The 21,507-nt window shown below is 66.9% G+C and carries 24 protein-coding genes and 2 pseudogenes; 13 read left to right on the top strand and 13 right to left on the bottom strand.

Annotated elements, in window-relative coordinates; all coding sequences use genetic code 11:
- Positions 1 to 25: 25 nt before the first annotated feature.
- Positions 26 to 1,492 carry a cytochrome P450 gene (locus I1A62_RS08230; RefSeq protein ID WP_308340776.1) on the bottom strand — a complete coding sequence of 489 codons (1,467 nt, stop codon included), beginning with the start codon at positions 1,490 to 1,492 and terminating at the stop codon, positions 26 to 28.
- 18 nt (positions 1,493 to 1,510) lie between these two features.
- On the opposite strand from I1A62_RS08230, the pseudogene I1A62_RS08235 reads away from it, so the two are divergent.
- Positions 1,511 to 2,281 (top strand): annotated as a pseudogene (locus I1A62_RS08235) (IS256 family transposase); the annotation flags it as partial.
- 15 nt (positions 2,282 to 2,296) lie between these two features.
- Here I1A62_RS08235 and I1A62_RS08240 read toward each other — a convergent pair.
- A complete protein-coding gene (locus I1A62_RS08240; protein WP_219458462.1) occupies positions 2,297 to 4,390 on the bottom strand; it encodes an ISAzo13-like element ISRop2 family transposase in 2,094 nt (697 codons plus the stop codon).
- 56 nt (positions 4,391 to 4,446) lie between these two features.
- On the opposite strand from I1A62_RS08240, the pseudogene I1A62_RS08245 reads away from it, so the two are divergent.
- Positions 4,447 to 4,929 (top strand): annotated as a pseudogene (locus tag I1A62_RS08245) (transposase); the annotation flags it as partial.
- A 240-nt stretch (positions 4,930 to 5,169) separates the two neighbouring features.
- A complete protein-coding gene (locus I1A62_RS08250; RefSeq protein WP_219458463.1) occupies positions 5,170 to 6,555 on the top strand; it encodes a DUF2252 domain-containing protein in 1,386 nt (461 codons plus the stop codon).
- A gap of 148 nt (positions 6,556 to 6,703) precedes the next feature.
- On the opposite strand, the gene I1A62_RS08255 is transcribed toward I1A62_RS08250, so the two are convergent.
- Positions 6,704 to 7,081 (bottom strand): hypothetical protein, encoded by a 378-nt coding sequence (locus I1A62_RS08255; RefSeq protein WP_219458464.1) that lies wholly within the window; start codon positions 7,079 to 7,081, stop codon positions 6,704 to 6,706.
- 107 nt (positions 7,082 to 7,188) lie between these two features.
- Between I1A62_RS08255 and I1A62_RS08260 the strand changes: the two genes are divergently transcribed.
- From I1A62_RS08260 to I1A62_RS08270, 3 genes are all read left to right on the top strand, one after another.
- A complete protein-coding gene (locus tag I1A62_RS08260) occupies positions 7,189 to 7,788 on the top strand; it encodes a TetR/AcrR family transcriptional regulator (RefSeq protein ID WP_219458465.1) in 600 nt (199 codons plus the stop codon).
- Positions 7,789 to 7,833: 45 nt separating this feature from the next.
- Positions 7,834 to 8,931, top strand: coding sequence for a calcium:proton antiporter (locus tag I1A62_RS08265; RefSeq protein ID WP_219458466.1), 1,098 nt, complete (start codon positions 7,834 to 7,836; stop codon positions 8,929 to 8,931).
- A gap of 78 nt (positions 8,932 to 9,009) precedes the next feature.
- Complete coding sequence (locus I1A62_RS08270; RefSeq protein WP_219458467.1) at positions 9,010 to 9,540, top strand: hypothetical protein; 531 nt, start codon at positions 9,010 to 9,012, stop codon at positions 9,538 to 9,540.
- Between the two features lie 40 nt (positions 9,541 to 9,580).
- On the opposite strand, the gene I1A62_RS08275 is transcribed toward I1A62_RS08270, so the two are convergent.
- On the bottom strand, positions 9,581 to 10,099 hold the full coding sequence (locus I1A62_RS08275) for a PadR family transcriptional regulator (protein ID WP_219458468.1): 519 nt from the start codon (positions 10,097 to 10,099) through the stop codon (positions 9,581 to 9,583).
- A gap of 103 nt (positions 10,100 to 10,202) precedes the next feature.
- Here I1A62_RS08275 and I1A62_RS08280 point away from each other — a divergent pair, with 103 nt between their 5' ends.
- Positions 10,203 to 10,685, top strand: coding sequence for a DUF1707 domain-containing protein (locus tag I1A62_RS08280; RefSeq protein WP_219458469.1), 483 nt, complete (start codon positions 10,203 to 10,205; stop codon positions 10,683 to 10,685).
- 37 nt (positions 10,686 to 10,722) lie between these two features.
- Here the strand turns inward: I1A62_RS08280 and I1A62_RS08285 are convergent, their stop codons facing one another.
- The 4 genes from I1A62_RS08285 to I1A62_RS08300 are packed head-to-tail and all read right to left on the bottom strand — an operon-like array spanning position 10,723 to position 13,923.
- On the bottom strand, positions 10,723 to 11,433 hold the full coding sequence (locus I1A62_RS08285; protein ID WP_219458470.1) for a tyrosine-protein phosphatase: 711 nt from the start codon (positions 11,431 to 11,433) through the stop codon (positions 10,723 to 10,725).
- Positions 11,430 to 12,248 (bottom strand): phosphonate ABC transporter, permease protein PhnE, encoded by an 819-nt coding sequence (phnE, locus tag I1A62_RS08290; RefSeq protein WP_219458471.1) that lies wholly within the window; start codon positions 12,246 to 12,248, stop codon positions 11,430 to 11,432. Before phnE ends, I1A62_RS08285 begins: the two co-directional genes overlap by 4 nt.
- A gap of 2 nt (positions 12,249 to 12,250) precedes the next feature.
- Positions 12,251 to 13,039, bottom strand: coding sequence for a phosphonate ABC transporter ATP-binding protein (gene phnC, locus I1A62_RS08295; protein WP_219458472.1), 789 nt, complete (start codon positions 13,037 to 13,039; stop codon positions 12,251 to 12,253).
- On the bottom strand, positions 13,036 to 13,923 hold the full coding sequence (locus I1A62_RS08300) for a phosphate/phosphite/phosphonate ABC transporter substrate-binding protein (RefSeq protein WP_219458473.1): 888 nt from the start codon (positions 13,921 to 13,923) through the stop codon (positions 13,036 to 13,038). Before I1A62_RS08300 ends, phnC begins: the two co-directional genes overlap by 4 nt.
- 165 nt (positions 13,924 to 14,088) lie before the next feature.
- Between I1A62_RS08300 and I1A62_RS08305 the strand changes: the two genes are divergently transcribed.
- From I1A62_RS08305 to I1A62_RS08325, 5 genes are all read left to right on the top strand, one after another.
- The gene (locus I1A62_RS08305; RefSeq protein ID WP_219458474.1) at positions 14,089 to 14,844 is read left to right on the top strand and encodes a GntR family transcriptional regulator; all 756 of its coding nucleotides are present in this window, start codon (positions 14,089 to 14,091) and stop codon (positions 14,842 to 14,844) included.
- Positions 14,845 to 15,072: 228 nt separating this feature from the next.
- A complete protein-coding gene (locus I1A62_RS08310; protein ID WP_192581971.1) occupies positions 15,073 to 15,399 on the top strand; it encodes a hypothetical protein in 327 nt (108 codons plus the stop codon).
- Between the two features lie 97 nt (positions 15,400 to 15,496).
- Positions 15,497 to 15,691: a hypothetical protein gene (locus tag I1A62_RS08315; protein WP_219458475.1), complete on the top strand. Its 195-nt coding sequence runs from the start codon at positions 15,497 to 15,499 to the stop codon at positions 15,689 to 15,691.
- 5 nt (positions 15,692 to 15,696) lie between these two features.
- Positions 15,697 to 15,951 carry a hypothetical protein gene (locus I1A62_RS08320; RefSeq protein WP_219458476.1) on the top strand — a complete coding sequence of 85 codons (255 nt, stop codon included), beginning with the start codon at positions 15,697 to 15,699 and terminating at the stop codon, positions 15,949 to 15,951.
- Between the two features lie 108 nt (positions 15,952 to 16,059).
- Positions 16,060 to 16,782, top strand: a complete 723-nt coding sequence (locus tag I1A62_RS08325; protein WP_219458477.1) for a DUF3105 domain-containing protein — start codon at positions 16,060 to 16,062, stop codon at positions 16,780 to 16,782.
- A gap of 216 nt (positions 16,783 to 16,998) precedes the next feature.
- Here the strand turns inward: I1A62_RS08325 and I1A62_RS08330 are convergent, their stop codons facing one another.
- The 3 genes from I1A62_RS08330 to I1A62_RS46220 form a co-directional block, all read right to left on the bottom strand.
- Positions 16,999 to 17,964 carry a nucleoside hydrolase gene (locus tag I1A62_RS08330; protein ID WP_219458478.1) on the bottom strand — a complete coding sequence of 322 codons (966 nt, stop codon included), beginning with the start codon at positions 17,962 to 17,964 and terminating at the stop codon, positions 16,999 to 17,001.
- A gap of 89 nt (positions 17,965 to 18,053) precedes the next feature.
- Complete coding sequence (locus I1A62_RS08335) at positions 18,054 to 18,419, bottom strand: DsrE family protein (protein ID WP_012687657.1); 366 nt, start codon at positions 18,417 to 18,419, stop codon at positions 18,054 to 18,056.
- A 92-nt stretch (positions 18,420 to 18,511) separates the two neighbouring features.
- Positions 18,512 to 18,790, bottom strand: coding sequence for a hypothetical protein (locus I1A62_RS46220; protein ID WP_257890729.1), 279 nt, complete (start codon positions 18,788 to 18,790; stop codon positions 18,512 to 18,514).
- A gap of 36 nt (positions 18,791 to 18,826) precedes the next feature.
- Here I1A62_RS46220 and I1A62_RS08340 point away from each other — a divergent pair, with 36 nt between their 5' ends.
- Positions 18,827 to 19,435, top strand: coding sequence for a poly-gamma-glutamate hydrolase family protein (locus I1A62_RS08340; RefSeq protein WP_257890730.1), 609 nt, complete (start codon positions 18,827 to 18,829; stop codon positions 19,433 to 19,435).
- Between the two features lie 42 nt (positions 19,436 to 19,477).
- On the opposite strand, the gene I1A62_RS08345 is transcribed toward I1A62_RS08340, so the two are convergent.
- Complete coding sequence (locus tag I1A62_RS08345; RefSeq protein WP_124393732.1) at positions 19,478 to 20,743, bottom strand: serine/threonine-protein kinase; 1,266 nt, start codon at positions 20,741 to 20,743, stop codon at positions 19,478 to 19,480.
- A gap of 132 nt (positions 20,744 to 20,875) precedes the next feature.
- A complete protein-coding gene (locus tag I1A62_RS08350) occupies positions 20,876 to 21,370 on the bottom strand; it encodes a hypothetical protein (protein WP_219458479.1) in 495 nt (164 codons plus the stop codon).
- Between the last annotated feature and the right edge of the window lie 137 nt (positions 21,371 to 21,507).

A 21,507-nucleotide genomic window follows, 5' to 3' on the forward strand; every position in this document is an offset into this window, starting at 1 on the left:
GCGCGATAATTCATAGCGACCCCACCTATCGAGGGGTGAGCATCATCGGCACACCGTTGCGCGGCCGCAAGGCGATGTCGTAATGGGGCTCGAGCACATAGCCGGACGCAATCTCGCGGTCGAAGCGTTGGGCGACGGTTGCGACAACGACCTGCTGCTCCAGCAAAGAGAGGTTCGCACCGATGCACAGTCGCCGGCCGAGGCCGAAGGGATAGTAGGCCTCGTTCGGACGGTCGGTGGAGTGGTCTGCATCGAACCGCATGGGGTCGAATTCCTCTGGGTCGGGCCAGTGTTCCGTCAAGCGGTGGGTGACATACGGACTGATGATGAGTGCAGCACCCGGCGGCAGGTTGTACGAGCCGAGCTGGTCGCGGCCGTAGGACGTGCGGAAGAACGTCGGAAATGGTGGATACAGCCGAAGAGATTCGCTGATCACCTGGCGCGTGTAAACCAGCCGTGGCAGATCCTGCAACGACGGAACACGACCGCCGAGCACGGAGTCCAACTCGGTCTGCAATCGCGCATCCGCGTCGGGGTGCTGGGACAGCAGGTACCAGGTCCAACCGAGCGCTGCGGCGGTCGACTCGTACCCCGCCATGAGGATGCTCATCACCTCGTCGCGCACCTGTCGGTCGTCCATAGCCCTCTGGGTGCCTTCATCATCGTGGGCGAGCAGCAACATCGACAGCAGATCTCCGCGGTCGGCCGGGTCTCTGCGGCGCTCGGCGATGATCCTGTCGACGACCTCGTCGACGACGGACAATGCGGTAATGAAGTGCCGGTGACCGGGCCTCGGTATGCGCATCGGGAGGAAGAAACTGAAGACCAGCTTCTCGGAGTGGTGAAAGATGACATCGGACGCGGCACGGAGCTTTGCGATCTCGCTGTAGTCAATGCTCGTGCCGAACAGTGTCCGCAAGACGATCTCGATGTTGATCGGCACCATTTCCTCGAGCATGTCCACCGGCGTCTTTCGGACGATCCGATCGTTCCAGCGTACCGTCGCCGCTTCGACGACGTCGGTCATGACCCCGATCATCGCGGTCAAACGCGGCCGGTGGAAGGCCGGAGACATCAAGCGCCGCTGCCGTTGCCACAGCTGCCCGTCGCTGCCGAATATCCCGTCACCGATGATCAGTTTGATCCCGCGGAGGATTGGGCCCTTCCAATAGTTGGCATGATTGTCGACGAGGATGTGCCGAACATGTGCAGGATCACTGACGAGGTACACCGTGGCAGGGCCCAACCTCATTCGGACCAATCCGCCGTAGTCGCGCGCAGCGTCGACCAGGTAGCCGAACGGGTCGTGCGCGAGCATTGGAATGACGCCGACGAGCGGTAGGCCTCGAGGGCCTGGGATTTCACGCTCCGTGGAGAAGTGAGGGTTGCGTCCAGCAGAGTGGTGTATGAACCGGATCCGAACCTGACCGGCGTGTCGTAGCCCCAAGAAGGCGGCCATCGCGTGACTCTTCGAGAGACCTACCACAGTCATTCGAGACAGGACCACGCGATGACCACTGCCCACGATAACGACCTGCACCAATTCCTGACCGACCGGCTCTCCGGCGCCAGTCCCGATCTGCTGCGCAACCTGCTGTCCACGTTCATCGATGCGCTGATGGGCGCCGAGGCCGACAGCCTGTGTGGGGCCGGCTTCGGCGAACGCTCCGATGCCCGCACCAACTCACGTAACGGATACCGGCACCGCGACTTCGACACCCGCGCCGGCACCCTCGACGTCGCCATCCCCAAGCTGCGGTCCGGTTCGTACTTCCCGGATTGGTTGCTCGAGCGCCGCAAACGCGCCGAGAAGGCGTTGACCTCGGTCGTGGCGACCTGCTACCTGCTCGGGGTCTCGACCCGGCGGATGGAGAAACTCGTCGACTCCCTCGGCATCACCTCGCTGTCGAAATCACAGGTCAGCGTCATGGCGAAGGACCTCGACTCCCAGGTCGAGGCGTTCCGCAGCCGGCCGCTCGATGCCGGGCCGTACACGTTCGTCGCGGCCGACGCGCTCGTGCTCAAGGTGCGCGAGAACGGGCGGGTGGTCAACGTGCACGCGTTGGTCGCGGTCGGTGTCAACGCCGAGGGCTACCGCGAGATCCTGGGCCTGGACGTGACCTCGTCCGAGGACGGGGCCGGCTGGCTGGCGTTCTTCCGCTCCCTGGTCGCCCGCGGCCTGTCCGGGGTGCGGTTGGTGACCTCCGACGCCCACGCCGGCCTCGTCGCGGCAATCGGGGCGACCCTGCCCGGCGCCTCATGGCAGAGGTGCCGAACCCACTGTGACTGTAAGGAATTAATGTGTCGATTCGGGTGTGTCGCCCTCTCGTGGTGGTATGGCAGCGAGGAGGGCGGCGGCGGTGCGGTAGCGGATGGTTGCCGGTGCCGGGGTGTAGCCGTCCTGTTCGAGCAGTGGCCGCACGTCGAGCAGGGCATTGCCGATGGTGCGTGGGCTGACCTGGAACAGTTCGGCCAGGACGGCGCGGTTGCAGAGCTGGCGCATATGCAGAACGGTGGCCAGGACGCGTTCGGCATCGGTGATCTTCTGGAGGAAGATTCCGCCGCGGCCCCCGGGCATGCGTTCGCCGCCGCGTTGGGCGTAGCGGCGTCGTTCGACCATGGCGGCTTGCCGGACGGCGAGGCGTTCGACGAGGTCGCCCAGTTGCCGGCGACTCATGCCGGTCAGAGCCGGATGCGACAGTGCCTCGGGGAGCGGCCGATTCGGTGTCGGGTCGGGTGCCGTGCCGTCACGGAGAAATCCCGCGAGGTCTGCGGCGGTGCTGAAGCGCAGCCCGATGGTCGGGGTGACGTGATGGCCGTGTTCGTCGAGCAGCATCCGCGTTTCGGCGATGATTTCGCCGATGGAGTTCGGATTCACCCCGAGCAGATCCGACAGCACCCGCTGAGGGCAGACCTGCCGCAGATACACGACGGTGATCAGTAGGGCCGCGGCGTCCGACAGCAGGCGTCGCCCGCCGGCACCCGGGGCATTGCGGCGCCGGCCGCCGCGTTGGTGCCAGCGGCGTTGCTCGGCGCGGGCGGCCTGAGCCGGTGCCAGCCGTGCGGTGAGTTCCTCCAGCTCGTCGCCTGTCATGCCAGTCAGGCGCGAGTCGGCGAGCATCGCGACGGCCGCGGCACGCTCGCCTTCCCGGTCTCGGTTGGGAACCGGAGCGGCGTCGGCGTGAGTGGGTTCGATGGTGTAGTTCCACGTTCCGCACTGGGCGTGCGGGCGGATGGGCAACGCGCGCAACTCCTCTCGACCAACCGAGATCCCGATCGGGTAGTCGCCGGTGTCCAGCTCGGCGTCCACGCGCAGCCCGGTGCGGGTGCGGGTGGAGGCGATGGTCTTGACCACGACCTCGTGGCTGGTCAGCGGCCGCCCCCGCCAATTCATGGTGATCTGGGAGAACAGCCGGTGCTCGATCTTGTTCCACTTCGAGGTGCCGGGCGGGAAGTGGCAGACCGTAATCGCCAACCCGGTCTCGGTTGCCAGCGCAGCCAATTCCGCCTTCCACAACCGGTACCGGTAGCTGTTGGAGCCACCGGCGTCGGCGGTGATCAGCAGCCGGCGCGCGTGCGGGTAGTCGGCGGCGCCGCGGGCCTGCCACCAGCGGCGGATGGAGGCGACCGCGAACGCGGCGGTGTCGTGGTCGACGCCGACATTGACCCAACCTGCGTCGGTGGTCAAGTCGTAGACGCCGTACGGGATGGCCCGGTCCGCATTCGGTCCGGTGAAGAAGCTGTGATCGACCACCCGCACCGGATCGCCGTGCGGCCGCCACTCGCGCCCCGGGGTGGGCAGCTGGCCGAGTTGTTCCTTCTTCTTCGAATCGACGCTGATCACCGGCTCGCCCGCGTCCTGGTGCGCCTTGACCTGCTCGTTGATGTAGCGGAACTGCACGTCCCGGTCCGGGTGCTGCTCGCCTTCCAACGTCTTGGCGTTGGCCTGCAAACTGAATCCGTTGTCCCGCAACAACCGTCCCACCGTCGGTGCGGACACCGGATGGCCCTGCCGGGTCAGCTCCTCGGCCAGGTGTCGCAGCGACTTGGTCGTCCACCGCAACGGAGACTCCGGATCCCCACGCTCATCCGGCTCGACCAGCGCCAACAACGCAGGCACCAGCTGCGGATTCAGCGCGTCCGCACCCTTGCGGCCCCCACCCGGACGGCGGACCCGACCCGTCGGCGCCGGCTGCTCGCCGGCCGCCAACTCGAACACGCCCCTGCGAACCGTGGTCTCGCTGACACCGACCGCCCGGGCCACCGTCCGCACCCCGCCATGCCCCAGCGACCGGGCCTCCGCCGCCAACGCCAAACGCCGCTGCCGCTCGTTCAGGTGCGGCAACAAGACCTCGAACCGCTCCCGCAACCGGTCCTCGACCTCGCTCACAACCGCCCTACCGCACCGACCTGACTCAAACTGCAAAACACCATGTTATTACCTTACAGTCACACTACTCGACGAATCTGATGGCGCAGACCCCGAAGGGGTCGTGGCCTTGGGTGAAGACGTTGCTGCACTCGGTCTACGACCAGCCCGACGCCGATTCTGTTCATGCCCAATATGATCGGATCATCGATGCTCTGTCGGAGAAGCTGCCGAAGGTCGCCGAGCACCTCGATGCCGCACGGTCTGACCTGTTGGCGTTCACGGCATTTCCCAAGCAGATCTGGAGGCAGATCTGGAGCAACAATCCGCAGGAGCGCCTAAATAGGGAAATCCGCAGGAGAACCGATGTGGTCGGGATCTTCCCCGATCGCACCGCCCTGATCCGGCTCGTCGGGGCGGTCCTCGCCGAGCAACACGACGAGTGGATCGAAGGACGCCGCTACCTCGGACTCGACGTACTTGCCCGATCCCGCGGCGACAACACCACCACTACCGAACCGAACCAGGAGGTGACACCACCCGCGGAACTGACCGCATAACCCCACGAGGAGTCACACGACGACTTCGTACACCACGCCCCGGGACTTGACCGAAGTGAGCCGCCATCTGCAACCTCGCTGACATCGCGGTGGCCGATCGGACGCGTCTGCTGGTTCTACTCTAAGACCGCGCGACGCACTCGATAAGGGTGCAGGGTCCTCGCCGACGCGCACGCCTGCGCCGACGCATCCGCGATGCACGGTGGTACCCGCGCAAATGCCTCCGATAGTGTCGCCGTGGTGACGAAGAATCGAGCGCGCGCCGTGGACCTGCGAACCCAGGACGACGCGGACGACGCCTTCGCGCGTGGGGACGCGTTGCAGGCAACCGTGCCGTCCCGTGCACACGATCACGCCTCGACCGGCGCCGACAGGCCGGATGTGCTCGACTTCGTCGAGGCCGATAACGAGGGCAGGCTGGCGAATCTCGTCCCGCTGCGGATCGGTCGGATGATCGCCTCGCCGTTCGCCTTCTTCCGCGGCACCGCCGGTCTGATGGCTGCCGACCTCTCCGCTACTCCGGTCACCGGATTGACAGCGCAGCTGTGCGGTGACGCGCATGCGGCGAACTTCGGCCTGTACGGGACGCCGGACGGTCAAATTGTCATGGACATAAATGATTTCGACGAGACCATCCCCGGTCCGTGGGAATGGGATCTCAAACGCCTCGCCGCCAGCCTGGTCCTCGCCGGACGCGAAGGCGGAGTGTCCGAGAGCGGGTGCGTCGAGGCCGCCGAAGACGCCGTCAAGTCGTATCGGCGCACCATCCGTGAACTCGCCGAACTTCCGTTCCTCCAGTCCTGGAATGCGCTGCCGGACAAGTCGGTGCTCACGCGGGCGAAGGCCGACGCCCTGCTCGACGACTTCGACAAGGCCGCACAGAAGGCGCGACGCAACACCAGCGAGAAGGTGGCGGCGAAATGGACCGCCCACATCGAGAACCACGAGACCGGGATCCGCAGCCGACGGTTCATCGACGATCCGCCGATTCTCACCCACGTGGATCGCGCGACCGCCGATGCGGTGACCGACGGGCTGGAACGCTATGTCGGGTCACTTCGGGAGTCGCGACGGAACCTGATCACCCGATTCGCCGTGTCCGACGTCGCGTTCCGGATCGTCGGAACCGGCAGCGTGGGTCTGCGCAGCTATATCGCCCTGCTGCACGGCAATCGGGACGAGGTGCTCGTACTTCAACTGAAACAGGCCCGGCCCTCCGCACTGGCGGCATACCTGCCGGTCGACGAACCGAAGCACGAGGGCAAGCGGATCGTGCACGGCGCCCGGCTGGTGCAAGCGGAGTCGGACATCCTCCTGGGCTGGACGACCATCGACGGCCTCCCCTACATCGTGCGGCAGTTCCGAAACCTCAAAGGCGATATCGATCCGACCGGTCTGGAGCAGGATCATCTCGACGACTACGGCCGCCTGGCCGGTGCCCTGCTCGCGCGTGCACACACCCGCTCCCTCGATCCGCGGGCGCTCGCTGGATACTTTGCCGGCGACACGGAACTCGACGAGGCGATCGGACGGTATGCCGTCCGCTACGCCGATCAGACCGAAGCCGACCACGCAGAACTGGTCGCCGCCGTGAAATCGGGGCGGATCGCCGCCGAGCCGGCCTGATCCGGCACTGGTAGCTGGATCGTCGGGGGCCGAGACAGGTCGCCACTCCGCCGAGATACGACGCGCGGTTGCGCCTCGTATCCACCCGAGCCGAACTGCCTCGGATTCGTGAGTGTGAGTGGCGACCTGCTTCGTCGCAAGCAGAAACCTACCTCGCCCCACCGACACGAATCTCCCGGCCGGACTCTGCAGCGGCGGACCGCTGCCGCCAGTTCAACCACCGGAGGGACAAGGCCAGAACTCGCGGCACGACGAAATACACCGCGGTGGGAACGACGACACCGGTCAGCGACAAGGCCCTGAGCCAGGTCGGCCAGGTGGCAGTGATCGGACCCGACAGCGTCATGACCGTCATGCCCAGCGTGACGAGCGGGAAGATCGAGACCCAGGTGACGGCAACCCGCAGGTGAATGGACGGCACCGGAACGCCGCCCGGGGCAGCCTGTCCCGTCCGTGTGCGGTGACTCCTCGTTGCCGCCGGGGCGAGTTGCTCCAGCACTGCGGACGCGAGAGCGAGAGATTCCATCCTGAGGGTGACCCTTCCAAATTCCAACTATTCAGTTGCACTTGGAGAGTAAGGCGTGGAAGAGCAACTTGCAACCAAACAGTTGGAGTTTGTCCTAGGATGCACCGGTGGCGTGGGATACCGAACGAACCAAGAGACTCCTGCTCGACGCAGGCGCCGAGGAGTTCAGTGCGTTCGGACTGGCCGGCGGCCGAGTCGACCGGATCGCCGCGAAAGCAGGAGTGAACAAAGAGCGCATCTACCAGTATTTCGGCAAGAAGGAGGCGTTCTTCAGCGCCGTCGTCGAGAATGAACTGACGGCGTCACTGGCCGCCGTCGAACTGTCGGGAGACGGAGTGTCCGCCGTCGCCCACTACGCCGGCCGTCGATTCGACTACCAGCGCACGCACCCGGCCTTCACCCGGCTGCTGTTCTGGGAAGGCCTCGAACTCGAGACACCGGTAGCCGAGGAAACCCGCCGAAAGCACGCGCAGACGTTGGTCGCGGCGGCTCGGAAAGCCACCGGCCTGTCCGAGGCCGACGCGCAGGAACTTCTCATCACGGTGATCACCCTCGTCGATGGTTGGGTCACTCTCCAGACTGCGGACCGGCTGTTCTCGCCTCCTCCTTCGCGCCGCGACGACCGCGATTCACGAAGACGCGAATTCATCGTGATGACCGTCGACGCCGCCACCCGCGCGGCGATTGCCCGGACCGATCAGACCTGACCCATTGCGGTGCACGGGAGCGGATCGAACTGGCAAGGTCTAGTCATGGCATTCGGGTGGCGGTCGGTCGCTACGGAGTGGCCGCTGGTGATACCGCCCGTCGCGGTTGCGGTGCTGGGCCTGACCTGGGGCCGCCACATCGGCACGGTCCTGGTGCTCGCCGTCGCCGTGGTGCTGGTCGGTGCGGTGCTCGCGGCCGTTCATCACGCCGAGGTGGTTGCACACAAGGTCGGTGAACCGTTCGGGTCGCTGATTCTCGCGGTCGCGGTCACCGTCATCGAGGTCGGACTGATCGTGACATTGATGATCTCGGGCGGCCCGGCGACTGCGTCGCTTGCCCGCGATACCGTATTCGCGGCGGTGATGATCACCGTCAACGGCATCGCCGGGTTGTCGCTGTTCGTCGGCGCACGAAAGTACGGGGTCGCACTGTTCAATGCGGAAGGCACCGGCGCAGCACTGGCGACGGTGGCATCACTCGCGACGTTGAGCCTGGTGCTCCCGACCTTCACGACGAGCCGGCCGGGTCCCGAATTCTCTTCGGCCCAATTGGTATTCGCGGCGGTGGCCTCGCTGGTGCTGTACGGGATGTTCGTCCTCACCCAGACCGGGCCGCACCGGCACTTCTTCCTGCCTGTCATCGCCGATGAACCGGAAACCCGCGACCGGGACTCCGCGCCCCCGACGGGCAGGATGGCCGGGATGAGCCTCGCCCTGCTGGTGGTGGCACTGTGCGCAGTCGTGGGATTGGCGAAGGTGGAATCACCCGCGATCGAAGACGCGGTCGAGGACGCCGGATTGCCGCAATCCATCGTCGGTGTGGTCATTGCCTTGCTCGTACTACTGCCGGAGACCCTCGCCGCGGTGCGGGCAGCGCAGCGAAACCGGATCCAGATCAGTTTGAACCTGGCCTTCGGATCGGCGATGGCCAGTATCGGCTTGACCATCCCCGCCATCGCCGTCGCGTCCATTTGGCTGGACGGGCCGCTTCTGCTCGGCCTCGGTCCCACCCAGGTCGTGTTGCTTGCGATCACCGTGGTTGTCGGCATGCTGACGGTGGTCCCCGGCCGCGCCACCCGACTCCAGGGCGGCGTCCACCTGGTGCTGTTGGCCGCGTACGTGTTTCTCTCCGTCAACCCCTGACCACGGTCCGCCGCCGCGCCGCCCGTGGAGACGTCACCAGCGCGCCTGCCGGATTCGCGTTCGGGTAAGTTTCCGCGCATGAGAACCGCATCGTGGGTCAGCGCGGCGACTGCGGTGCTGCTCGGCGCCACCGCTGCCGCAGCGTGGAGAAAAGCGAATCTTGCCGATCAGGCCAGGCGCGAAGCGGAGGCCGCACTGGATGCGGCGCTCGAGCAACTCGAAGCGATGACCCGGATCGCCGAAGCCGCACAGCAGGCGCTTCCACGACCGCTGGAAGTCGAATTCGACGTCCAGCGCATCCGTGGACCCGTCGACCGATTCCGGCTCCACAACGTCGGAACGGGAATCGCCACCAACCTGCGGTTCGTCGTCGATCCCGCCGAGGAGCAGAATCGGCGGGTCCCGACGCCGCAGTGGCTGACCGACGACGCTGTGACGCTGCTGCCGAAGGAGTGGGCCGATTTCTCCGCGAGCGCGCTGTCTCCCGTCGCAGGCTCCTGGCGAATCGTGTTTCCGGCCTTTGTCACCGTGATCCACGACGAGGCCGGGACCCCGCGGCGCGTCGACCTGCCGACGGCCGTCGCCTCCGAGGACGGAGTGATCGGCTGACCGCCCGAACACCGGCACCCGGCGAGACGCGGCGGAACGATCACTGCCCCAACCGGTCCTCGACCAGGTCGAACCAATCGAGCACTGCGCGCTCGTACGCGATCCCGAAGTCGAGGGTGGCCATCGCGTATCGGTTGGATCCGTGCACGGCGGCGTCACGCTCGTACTCGGCGAGCTGCTTCTCGTGGGCCGCGCGGTGCGAGTCCAGCATCGCGGCCAATCGCTCGGGCGGAAGGTGCGCGCCGAACGCAACCGTGAGAAGTAGCGGGTAGCGAATGTTCTCCTGGCCGGGTTCGCGCTCGATCCATTCCGCGAACGCCCGGCGACCCTCGTCGGTGAGCGTGTAGGGCTTGCGCTCGCGGGCTCCGCGCTCCCCTGCCTCGATCAATCCGGCCCGCTCCATCGCCGCGAGTTCCCGGTAGACCTGGCTGGTCGTGATCGACCAGAACTTGCCGATGCGTTCCTGCGCGGTCACCACCAGATCCCACCCGGTCTTGGAACCCTCGTGCAGAAACCCGAGGAGCGACGCCGCAGTGGCGTTGAGGGGGCGTTCGTCCATCTCGCGGTCCTTCGCTCGATCGGGGGTTGACATTCCACTGTGGCATATCGATTATAGTGGTAGCGACATTCCACAGTGGAACGTCCTCGCCGAGGAGGGTCCGATGCAGTACGCGGACAACATGCGGATATCCGATTCCGAACGTGAACAGGTCGTCGGTGAACTCGGGCGGCACCTCACCGCCGGGCGACTGACCATCGGGGAGTTCGACCAACGGGTGGCAGAGGTCTATCGATCGACCACCCGGCAGCAGGCGCATCAGGTGTTGCGCGACCTACCGTCCGCAGCCTCAGCGGTTGCCGCTGCCCCGGTCGCGACACCACCCACCCGTCCGGTGCGTCGCCGCGTCCCGGGTCACCAGCAGATCGAGTGGCTCGCCTGGGCCGCCGCGGGCGGAATCAACATCGCGATCTGGGGCATCATCTCGCTCGCTGCCGGCGTGATGATCTACTTCTGGCCGGTGTGGGTGATAGGCCCGTGGGGGTTGGTGCTGCTGGGCAGGACCCTGCTCGGCCGCGAGAGCGGGTGCAGCAAATTGACCGACGCTCTACGCGACGACCGGATGAGAGCCGTCGCGAGTCGCTGAACCGCCGCCGGCACCCGTCCCGCCCGGCCGAACTGCGTCACCCGGTGAAACGCGTGGTCCAGAGCCGGATCGTCTCCTCGGTGGCACCGCGCTCCCGCAGCCACGCGTGGACTCCACCCGGGTGAGCGTCCCAGCGGGCGAGGACACCCTCGATTGCCTCGGGGACGGCACCGCGCAGATCGCGGTCGTTGGGATGCGTCTGACCGAGTTCGGGGGCGAAGCGGGTAATGCGCGCCAGGACGGCACCCATGTGGTCATTGGTCGATTCGTAGTCGGCGACGATGTGCTCTGGCTCGACTCCGGCGGTGCGCAACAGCAAGGCCACGGCGACCCCGGTGCGGTCCTTGCCCGCCGCGCAGTGCAACAGGACCGGGCCGGGCGCGGTGGCCGCCACCTGGAGGATGTCCACGAGCCGCTGCCCCGCATTCGCGAGGATGCCCTGGTAGATGTCGGCGAGCCGAGACCCCTGATTCGGTGCGGTGACCTCCGCGTCGGACAGCAGGGAGATCAGGTGCACCACCGTCTCGTCCGACCGCAGCGGGTGCTCCCTGGTCGCGAACTCGCGGGGGCTGCGGAGATCGATGACGGTGCGGGCAGGCCACTCGTCGACCGCGGTAGGGCGGGCGTCGCCCGGCGCGGGCAGTGCGCTGCGGTACAGCACACCGCTGCGCGTCCGGCCGCCCTCGGCAACGGGAAGTCCGCCGAGGTCACGCAGGTTGGGGAGTACGTCGAGGTCGGTCACTGTCATATGAGCTTCTTTCTGAGGTAGGCGGCGGCGCGGTCCAATGCGACCACGACCACCAGGACAACAAGGACGATTGTGAGGACGTTGCCGTACTCGAAGAGCCGGAGTTGCTGGGTCAATTCCATGCCGATGCCGCCGGCGCCGACGATGCCGAGCAGCGACGCGGCCCGCACGTTCCCGTCGAGCACGAGCAGGGTGTAGCTGGCCACGGTCGGCACACTCTGCGGCAGCAGAACCCAGCTGATCCGCTGCGACCGAGTGGCGCCGGCGGCGGCAGCCGACTCCCATGCCCGCATGTCCATGGTCTCGAAGATATCGGCGAACAGCCGCGCCATCCCTGCCGCGGATCCGATGACGATCGCCAAGGTGCCCGCGAGCGGGCCCAGCCCGACCGCGGAGACGAACAGCAGCGCCCACATCAGTTCCGGGATCGCGCGGGTGACGTTGATCGACGCCCGCGCCGCGTGGTGGAGCAAGGCCTGGTCGAACACCGACCGGGCCGCCAGCAACGCCCACGGCAGCGCGAGCAGGACGCCGATCGCGGTACCGACGACCGCGATGGCGAGGGTCTCGCCCATCAGCGAGACGGCGGTCGGCAGAACGGCGAGATCGGGCGGAAACATGCGGCCGATGAAGTCGGCGATATGGGGTAGGCCGTCGACGACGGCGGCCAGGGAGAACTCGGTGGTCTGCGCTGACCACAGGACGACGGCGAGTACGACCACCACCCCGGCGCCCGTCTGCCAGGAGGGCCGGCGCAGAGCCGCGAGATCGGCGGTCGAGGGCGTGCGCTCGGCAGGCTTCGTGTCGAGTGTCATGGTCACTGCACTCCTGCGAGGGGGCGGGCCGGATCGGCATACAGGAGATCGAGATCGGTGTCGGAAATAGAAGCGGTCGGCCGGTCGAACACCAACCGTCCCGCGCGCAGGCCCACGAGCCGGTCCGCGACGTGCCGCGCCAACTCGACGTCGTGGAGATTCAGCACAGCGGTGAGTCCCTCGACACGGGCCAACCGCACGATGTCGTCGACGACTCCGCGAGCCAGGACGGGGTCGAGGTTGGCGACAGGCTCGTCTGCCAGCAGCATGTCGGGCTGCTGCGCGAGCGCACGGGCGATCGCCACACGCTGACGCTGTCCGCCCGAGAGCGCGTCGGCACGCTTGCGGAGTTGTTCCTCGAGACCGAGCCTGCAGACGGCCTCGACGGCAATCTCGCGGTCACGGCTCCGCACGAAATGCACGAGGCTCGGCAGGAGTGGCTGACAGGCGAGCCGCCCGATCAGGGCATTCGACAGCACCGTCGCCCGTTCGACGAGCTGAAACTCCTGAAACACCAATCCCACTCGCGCGTGCGCCCGCCGCCTGGCGCGGCCCCGCAACCCGCTGCGGTCGACACCGTCGTGCAGCACCCGGCCCGATGTCGGCGCCTCCAGCCCCGCAAGACAGCGCATGAGCGTCGACTTCCCCGCGCCACTGCGACCGAGCACCGCGACGATCTCGCCGGGCGCCACCCGCACCGACACCTCGTGCAGTGCCGTGGTGCCGTCGGGATATCGGTAGCTCACCGCATCGGCTTGCACGCGGGGAATTCCGTTTCGTGTCGACGTCATTTCCGCGACAACTCCTCGAGATCCACCCCGAGTTCGGACGCCGCGTCACGGAAGATCGTGAAATCACTGTCCTGCGCCTTCTCGAAGCTGGTTGCCCCGACCACTCCCAGTGCCGCCGCATTGTCTCCGTTCACGAATGCGTCCACGATTCCCTGCGAGATGGCCGGGTCGAGATCCTTGCGTGCAATGACCACCAGAGAGACCGGGATGGGGTCGGACTCGGCGACGATCGTCTGCGCTGCTCCGTCGATGACGCCCTTGTCGACCATCGTCTGATACGACGACCGGGCGTCGGCGGCGCAGTCGACCGAGCCCTGTTTCACGGCGAGTTCGGCGGTGTCGTGGCCACCGGCGTAGCTGCCCTCTATGTCGGTCTCCGGATCGATCCCGGCCCGCTTCAGCAGGAGCTTGGGGATGTAGTTTCCGCTGGTCGATCCGGCGTCGACGAACGCGATCCTGCGCCCGCGAAGATCGTCGAGCGAGTCGATGCCACGGTCCGTGCGGCACACGAACACAGAACTGTAGGCCGCACCCTTCGCCACCACGAGCGGCTCGACACCGGCGACGGCCTCGGCGAGGGGCGTCGGGAACGGGCTGAACGCAGCAACGTCGATGAGCCCGGACCGCATGGCCTCGACGATGGACAGGTAGTCGCTCGTCGGCTTCACCTCGACCGACTTCCCCGTGCCCGCGGCGACCAGCGAGGTGACCGGCTCGAACTTCGCCTGCAGGTTCGCATTGGCCTCCGCCGGTGGTAGCCCCATCTTCAGCACGTCGGGCGCGCCGTTTTCGGCGGAGGAGTCGCCGCAGGCGGCGGCACCACACAGCGTCACCGCGCAGGCGGCGGCGGCCAAGGTGCGGCGCAGGGTCGGGTTGATGCTCACGGGCGGGGCCTTTCCGAGATGTATCCGAAGTTGATGTCCGAATATTCATCTAGACAAGTAGCCTAAACCACCTCTTCGGGTGACCGCCAAGTGAATGCATCTTGAACTGGAAAGACGTGTCGATCACACCCCCCGCCCCAGGTCGAAGTCCTCTAGACTTGTGGAATGCCGAGCAAAACGCCCACGGGTCGGGTGCCGCTCTACCGACAGGTGCAGGACGTCTTGCTGCAGCGACTCGACGGTGGCACGTTGCGGCCGGGAGACCGGTTGCCGCCCGAGACCGACCTCGCCGCCGAACTCCGCGTCAACCGGCTCACGGTGCGGCAGGCGATCGGCGAACTGACCCGGGCCGGGCGACTGGTCGCCAAGCAGGGGTCCGGCACGTTCGTCGCCCCGCCGCCCCGGCACTTCCCCATCGAACTCGCCGCCAGTTACATCAACGATGCCGACGGTCTCAGCGCGGCGTTCAGATCCGTGGGGCGCACACTGACCGAGTCGCTCGTCTCGAGCGAGACCGTCCTCGGCGGTAGCGCACCGCAGGCAGAGGAGTATCTGCCTGGATGCCGGTTGCGCCGCGTCGACACGGTGCTCGCGGTCGACGATGAGCCATGGTTCGCGAATTCGGTCTGGATGGACGACCGCCGGTTCGCCGACATCGACCGGCACCTGCGAGACGGTGTCCCGCTGTACACCGTGTGGCGCGACGTCTACGGCGTCCGGCTGAAGGCGGCGTGGCGTTCGCTCGCCGCAGGTGCTGCGTCTCCGCAGGTAGCGGCACTGCTCGGGGTGCCGTCGGGTACAGCGGTCCTTTTTCGCGACGGCCTGAATCTCGACGAGGACGACGCTCCCACCGTGTACATCCACCGCGCGTGTCGCAGCGACCGGGTGCGGTTCGTCGCGAACTACGCCGCGAAAGACTGACCGGGTATACCCGGAGCGTGGGGTGGGCGATCCCCGACGCTGTGACCAGGCCAAACATTCCCGGTCGCCGACCGGGAGCCAGCCGCGCGGACCAGAAATAGGTATACCCCCCGGTGATTCGGCCGATGTGTCACGTACCCCGAATGGGCCATGATGTGAGCTGTCTCACTCATAAGCACGGAGTCGCCCGAAGGTTCGACCCGCCACTGACGGAGGATGCCCGCACCGATGAACGCACAACCGATGACCTGCGGTGACTACGTCACGGCTACCTTCGCCCGCGACTTCGTCGCCGAGGGATTCGACCACGACACAGTCGAGCGCATCCACCGCGGACTGTTCGACGAGTGGACACACGCTCTCGCCCAGTCGGGCTTGTTCAGCAACGGAACAGTCGCGGCCGCCGTGGACTCCTGGCAGGACGACCCGCATTCCCTCCTCAGCGCCCTGCTCGCCAACGCGGACGAGATCACTCTCAAGCGCTACGACCTCGTCTGGGAAGCCCTGGAACGAAGCGCCCACGCCGGGGCCGACGCCGTCGTCGAATACGCATGACCGTCCCGCCGGCGGCGATGTCACCGCGAAGTCCACCTCGCCCGGGACCGATCCCTCCGCTGCACCGACCACACCACCCACACCGACGAACGAGACCATGAGCACCAACACATACCCCACCATCGAAACCATCCGCATCGGGCAGTACGGTCACGAGTGCCGCTACTGCGGGCACGCCGTCGCGAAGGACGGCCGGGGCTACCGGCACACCACGACCGGTCAGTACCGCTGCGATCCCACCAGTCGAGCGCTGCAGGAAGCGCGACTGTCCGACAGCCTGGTTCGGAGCTGAGCACGATGAACACACAAGCGATGCAGTTGCTCCCGCCCCGTGACGGTCTCGCCGACTACCGCGACGCGGTCGATGCGCTGCGCGCCCTCGAAACCCAGGGCAGCCTTCGGGCCGATCCCCGCACAGCACTGCTGTTCGACAGCCTCACCGACGACCTCATCGAGGCCGCTCAAACGAACGGCTTGGGCGACACGATTTCACAGCGCGACATCTTCGCCGTGATCGATTCCGCGATATCCCGCCCGCGCCCCTCGCTGTGAGCTAGTCGCACCGCGACTTCCCTTCGTCAGCAACACCTCACCCGTCTACTACGATCCTTCGTAGATGGGACGCACGGTCCGGGCGCCCGGTGAGACGAAGGATCGGCGATGACGAACGACCACAGCGAGAGCCCGCAATCCCGATCGAAGCCGGGCGGCCTGCGGCGGCGTCTGCCCTGGCTGGTGGCTGCCGCGGTAGCGGTGGTGGGGGTTGTCGCCGTCGGTGCGTACGTGCTGACCGCCGGTTCCGACGACGCCGGCGAAGCCCTCGACTTTGCACCCAGCGCGGACAACCCTGACCCATCACTGGGAATCGAGGGGATCGTCACCGTCGACTATGGGCCCGCCGACCATGTGCAGGCGCCGCAAAGGGTGGCCTACGACCAGAGTCCGCCGTTCGGTGGTGCACACGATCAGTACTGGGCTACGTGCACCGGAATTGTCTATCCCGACGCGATCCGCACCGAGAACGCCGTGCATTCCCTGGAGCACGGGGCCGTGTGGGTGACGTACGACCCGGATCGTCTGAGCGCCGACGACGTCACCGCACTGGCGGCGCACGTCGACGGGGTGCCGTACACCCTGATGTCGCCGTACCCGGGTCTCGATTCGGCGGTGTCGCTGCAGTCCTGGGGTCACCAACTCCGACTCGACGATGTCCACGATCAGCGGATCGCCGACTTCCTCATGGCGTTGCGACAGAACCCGAACACCTACCCGGAGCCCGGAGCGACCTGCTCGACGGTGCGCGGCGGATTCGATCCCGCCGATCCGCCGCCGTTCGATCCCTCCGCACCGGGTGCGGACGCAGTTCCGGTGGACGGCAACTGACTCTGAAATTTCTTGCCGGGAATCTCGGCGAAAGTGTCGATATTGCGCTTGCCCGTTCGACTCATTGGTAGAAGCACAATGAGGAGGTGAGAGCGATGTTGTCGGCACATCTGTTGTCCGGTCTGACCAGTGACGAGGTCGATCTGATCGTTGCAGAGGAACTGCATCTGCTCGATGCCACCGAATGAGGGGCAATGTCCGCCACGGCGCATACCATCAGCCGCTTCGGGAAATGTCTGCGTCGAGCGTAGCGGCGATCCGGTCTCTGATCGAGCGGAAATCGACGTCGGTCACGAATCGGTGCACCGGCCCCCGCGCCGGAGTGACGCCCCAGACACTCGACCGCCCGTCCACCCGGTGCACCCGGGGTTGGGCGTCGGTGGCGGACAGCACGACCGTCGGGTCGAGCATCACGGCGGCTGCGACGGAATCGTGTGAGGTGTAGATCGGGTGGTCTGCGCGGTATGTGATTGTGCAGTGCCGGTGGTAGTCCTCGGTGATGTCGCGGACGAACGTCGCGACTTTCCCCGGTACGGAGCGAGCGACCAGGTCGGCCCAGTCCAATCCGAGTCGGCCGGTGACATTCATTCCCACCCACGTGATCGGCCCCGGCGCTGCCGCGACGGCCGTGGCCGCGGCCGGATCGTGGTTGGTGTTCGTGTCGCCTTTTCCGAGGAACTGTGGTTGCACGGCGGCCTCGGCGCCTCTCCGCGAGGCCGGCCCCATTCCGCCCATGATGGTGACGGACCGGAACCGCGTGAGGATCAGTGGATCGCGTGTGACGGCGGCGGCGATATTGGCCAGCGGTCCGAGGCACAGAAGGTCCACCGCACCGGGCCGTTCTTCCGCGGCGCGGAATAGTTGCTCGACGGCGGAACCGGGCGCCGGACCAGTGTCCGGCGGCGGCCGATGGCCGCGGTCGCCGAGTCCGTCCAGACCGTGTACGGACGGCGTTGCGGGCGGTGGCCCGGGACGTGGCCGTCCGATACACACCGGAACGTCGCGGAGGCCGACGACGGAGAGGACTGTGAGGGCGTTCGACGCGGCCTGCGTTTCGGTGCAGTTGCCGAAGACGCTTCCGACACCGACGATCTCGGTGCCGGGGTCGTGCGCGAGGGTGAGCAGGGCGAGGGCATCGTCGACGCCGGTATCGGTGTCGACGAGTACGTAGCGACCGGTCACTGCCCGTCCCCCACGATCCACAATCGGATCAGACTCGAATGTACTCGCGCGCAGTGTAACCGAGTCAGCCGCGCGCACCCCGTGCCGTTTCAATAACTGAAAGTGACCGCTCCTTCGTCACCGATCCACTTCCACATCGGCACCGTCCCGGCGAGTTCGGCATTGGACACCAGCGCGTCCTTGTCGAGGTGCTTGGCCTCGAAGCAGATCGGACACACCATGTAGGTGCCGCCTGCGTTCTCGAATCGTGCCGCCAGATCGGGAAGCGGCGGACAACCTTCGCAGGCAACGCCCTGAATCGTGCCGTCGAGCGCGAGCCGTACCGCTTCCTTCGTGAGAAACATCAGCGTCTGGCGCTGTTGTTCTGCCGCGCCGACCGCGACCAGAAACGCAACCGTCACCTTCTCGGCGTCCTCGAGACCGGTGGTGAGACTGACCACTGCTTTATTAGTCATGAATTCGAGTCTTCGCCGCGCGACAACTACCGACAAGGGCCCGAGGGGGAGAGTATCGCGCCTAATCTGAGGAGGTGTTCGAACAGCGTCCGTTACAGCAGATTTCGATGCGGCGGAATGGCGACGGTAAGGTCACCGCTCGGCTCGAAGTCCGCCGAAGTCGCTCCACCAGCGCAAACGTCGCCGAGCATGTCGGTATTCACCCGCGCCTGCTGGCCCGGATCGGAGCCGAGCCCCGTCAGCAGGCACGGGTGAGTCACCGGGGAACGACCGCACTGTTCACACTGATACCGGACGCCGATGTAGGAGGGATCGAGACCGTTCGGGTAACCGATGGTGGATGCCGTCGGATCGGCGCCGAACCGGGACACGCGGTGGTCCTCGACCTTCGGTGTATCGATCCCACCGTGTCCGAGGCAGAGGCCGAAGTCGAGGGTGAATTCATCGAGCGGCTCGAAGACGACGGGCACCATCACCGCCTCGTGGTCCTCGCACCGCACGGCGGCGCCATCGAAAGCCACACGGATCGGCAGGCCGAACAGGTTTTTGCGGCGCTCGGATCGCGCGATTCGACACTGTGGACGTGCAAAGGGTGGCGACCGGCAGGCAACGCATACCGGGCATGGCACATTTCCTCGGGCGATCTCAGCGTGCGCAGCTTCCCCCTTCTACATTCCCTGGGTGCACGACGATTCCAGTGGGCGGTGTCGTTCCACGGCTACCGAGGACACGACGTCCTCATCGGGGGCCGTGCACCCGCACGACTCAAATCGGATGTGCTCAACGCAGTCGCGAAAGCACTCGACGGAAGCGGAGTCCGTGTTCGCGTAGCCGAACCCGGAGAACGGTACGCCGGTGAATCCGCGTCCAACCTGGTCAACCGCCTCACCGTCGACGGTGCGGGCGGAATCCAGATCGAACAGCCCCGACCCGCGCGGACGCTGTACGGAGAAGCCATCGCTGCCGCTGTCACCGAGGTGTGTGAATCCTGGATCGCCGCCGACGCCGGGCCGTGATCGCCTCACCTGGTCGCCGATACCAACCTTCGCCGGTGCGGCTCACCCACCGGGTGCCCAGCACGGCCCGTCCGGAGGCGGAGTGTGCTCGTAGCCCGGGTAGCACGGCAGCACCTCAGGTGCGGGTGCAGGCGCGGGAGCGGGCACAGGTGCCGGAGCGGGTGGCGAGCCGGGCGGGAGACACGGTCCGTCCGGAGGCGGAGTGTGCTCGTAGCCGGGGTAGCAGGGCAGCACCTCAGGTGCGGGCGCGGGTGCGGGTGCGGGAGCGGGTGCCGGTGCGGGCACGGGCGCCGGCAGCACCGGCGGTGATTGCGGCGCCGGAGTCGCTGCCGGCGGGACTTCGTCCTGAACCGGAGCCTCCGCGGCCGGTGGCGCCTGCTCGGCGGCCGTCGGGTTCGTCGGGGCGGTCGGTGATGTGGCGGGTGCCGGCCCGTCCGCGCTGGACGCCGGCACGGGCACCACGATGTCGGGTGATGACGATTGCGACCCGATGATCACGCCCCCGACGATTGCGACGGCAATGATCGCGGCGAGCGCGAGCCCTGCGAGCAGGAGACGGCGGTTGCGGTCGTTCGGAGGGGTCGCCGGAGTGGGATCCGCGGCAGGCTGCGGACCTGTCGCCGCGGCACGAGCGGCGGCCGCGGCCAGGTCGCGCGGAGACCGGTAGCGCCGCCCGGGATCGGCTGCCGTTCCGCGTGCGATCACGGCCTGCATGCCGACGGGCAGCGTCGAGAACATCGACGACGGCAATTCCCGGCCGTTCGACGCGAACTGCCCGCCGGTCAGGCACTCGTACAAGACGGTGCTCAGACCGGGGACTCCCGACGCGGCGCCGGGAGCCGTAGGGAGCCCGACGTCCGTGAGCTGAACCAGTCCCCCGTCCAGCACGACGACGTTCGCCGACGCCACTCCCCGCTCGACCAGCCCCGCCGCGTGCACGGCCTCCAGCCCCGACGCCAGCTGATCGACAACTCCGACGGCGCGGGATGCCTCCATCGGTCCGCCCGACTGAAGGATCGTCCGCAGGTTCGTTCCCCCGATGAGCGGAGTCGCGAGGTAGAGCCGGTTTCCGATCTGCCCGAAGTCGTGGATCGGTACCACGTGCGGGTTCCGGATGAGTGCCGCGATACCGGCTTCACGGACGAACCGATCGCAGTATTCGTCGTCCTCGGCCGCGTCCCGCGGCAACGCCCGCACCGCGACGTGCCGAGCGGTCACGGTGTCGAATGCAGCCCACACCTCGCCGTTCTCGTCCACCGACAGCGACCGGTCCAGCCGGTATCTGCCGAATAGCGCTCCAGTTTCCATTGCCACTCTCCGCCGATCGAAATTACCGCGTCTGCGGGTCTGTGCACCTGTGACGGGCGACGCATCGGAGTGGGGCGCCCGCCTCCACCGAGATTCTAGGCGGTGGCGGCCGGCGGTTCGCGGTGGAGGCGATCAGGGCACGTCGAACGTGCCGAAGCCCGGAAGTAGCGCCTGTGGATACTCGGCCGGGGCCATCGTGCCGACGACGATTCGTCCGCTGCCGGTGGCCACGTCGATCTCGGGGCGAGGCGAATCGGTCGACCCGGCGGTTCCGATGGGGATCGTGGCCGCGCCGGTCGCGCCGGTGTTCACGTTCAGCCAGTGCACCCGCACAGCGTTCGCCTTCATGTTGTTTCCCGGTCCGGGTATGCACGTGTCCGCACTGATGGGATTCAGGACGTAACACTCGCTCACGGTGCGTAACCGCACGACTCCGGGTACCCGGCCCGTGACGGCGTCGACGGTGAAGTAGGCCGCGAGAACCGGGCTCGTCCCGATCGGTGGGACCTGCAGAGTCGTCACTCTTTCCGTCGTGTTCTCGGGCGCCGCGACTGCGATGCCCTGCCCGGTCGTGGTGATCACCGCCGAGATACCGATTCCGGCGAGAATCATTCCTGCTCTACGCATCTGCACTCCCCCTACCTGCGCCGAGCCGTTCATTGCGAAGGGCCCTTCCCGCATCCTAGGGGCCGCACGGGTGTCACCGGATCGGAAGTTGCCGGATCACCGGATTCGCTGCGGCAGGCGCGATTGACCGGCGCAAC

Source organism: Rhodococcus sp. USK10 (assembly GCF_019378875.1).
In the GTDB taxonomy this organism is placed as follows: Bacteria; Actinomycetota; Actinomycetes; order Mycobacteriales; family Mycobacteriaceae; genus Rhodococcus_F; species Rhodococcus_F pseudokoreensis.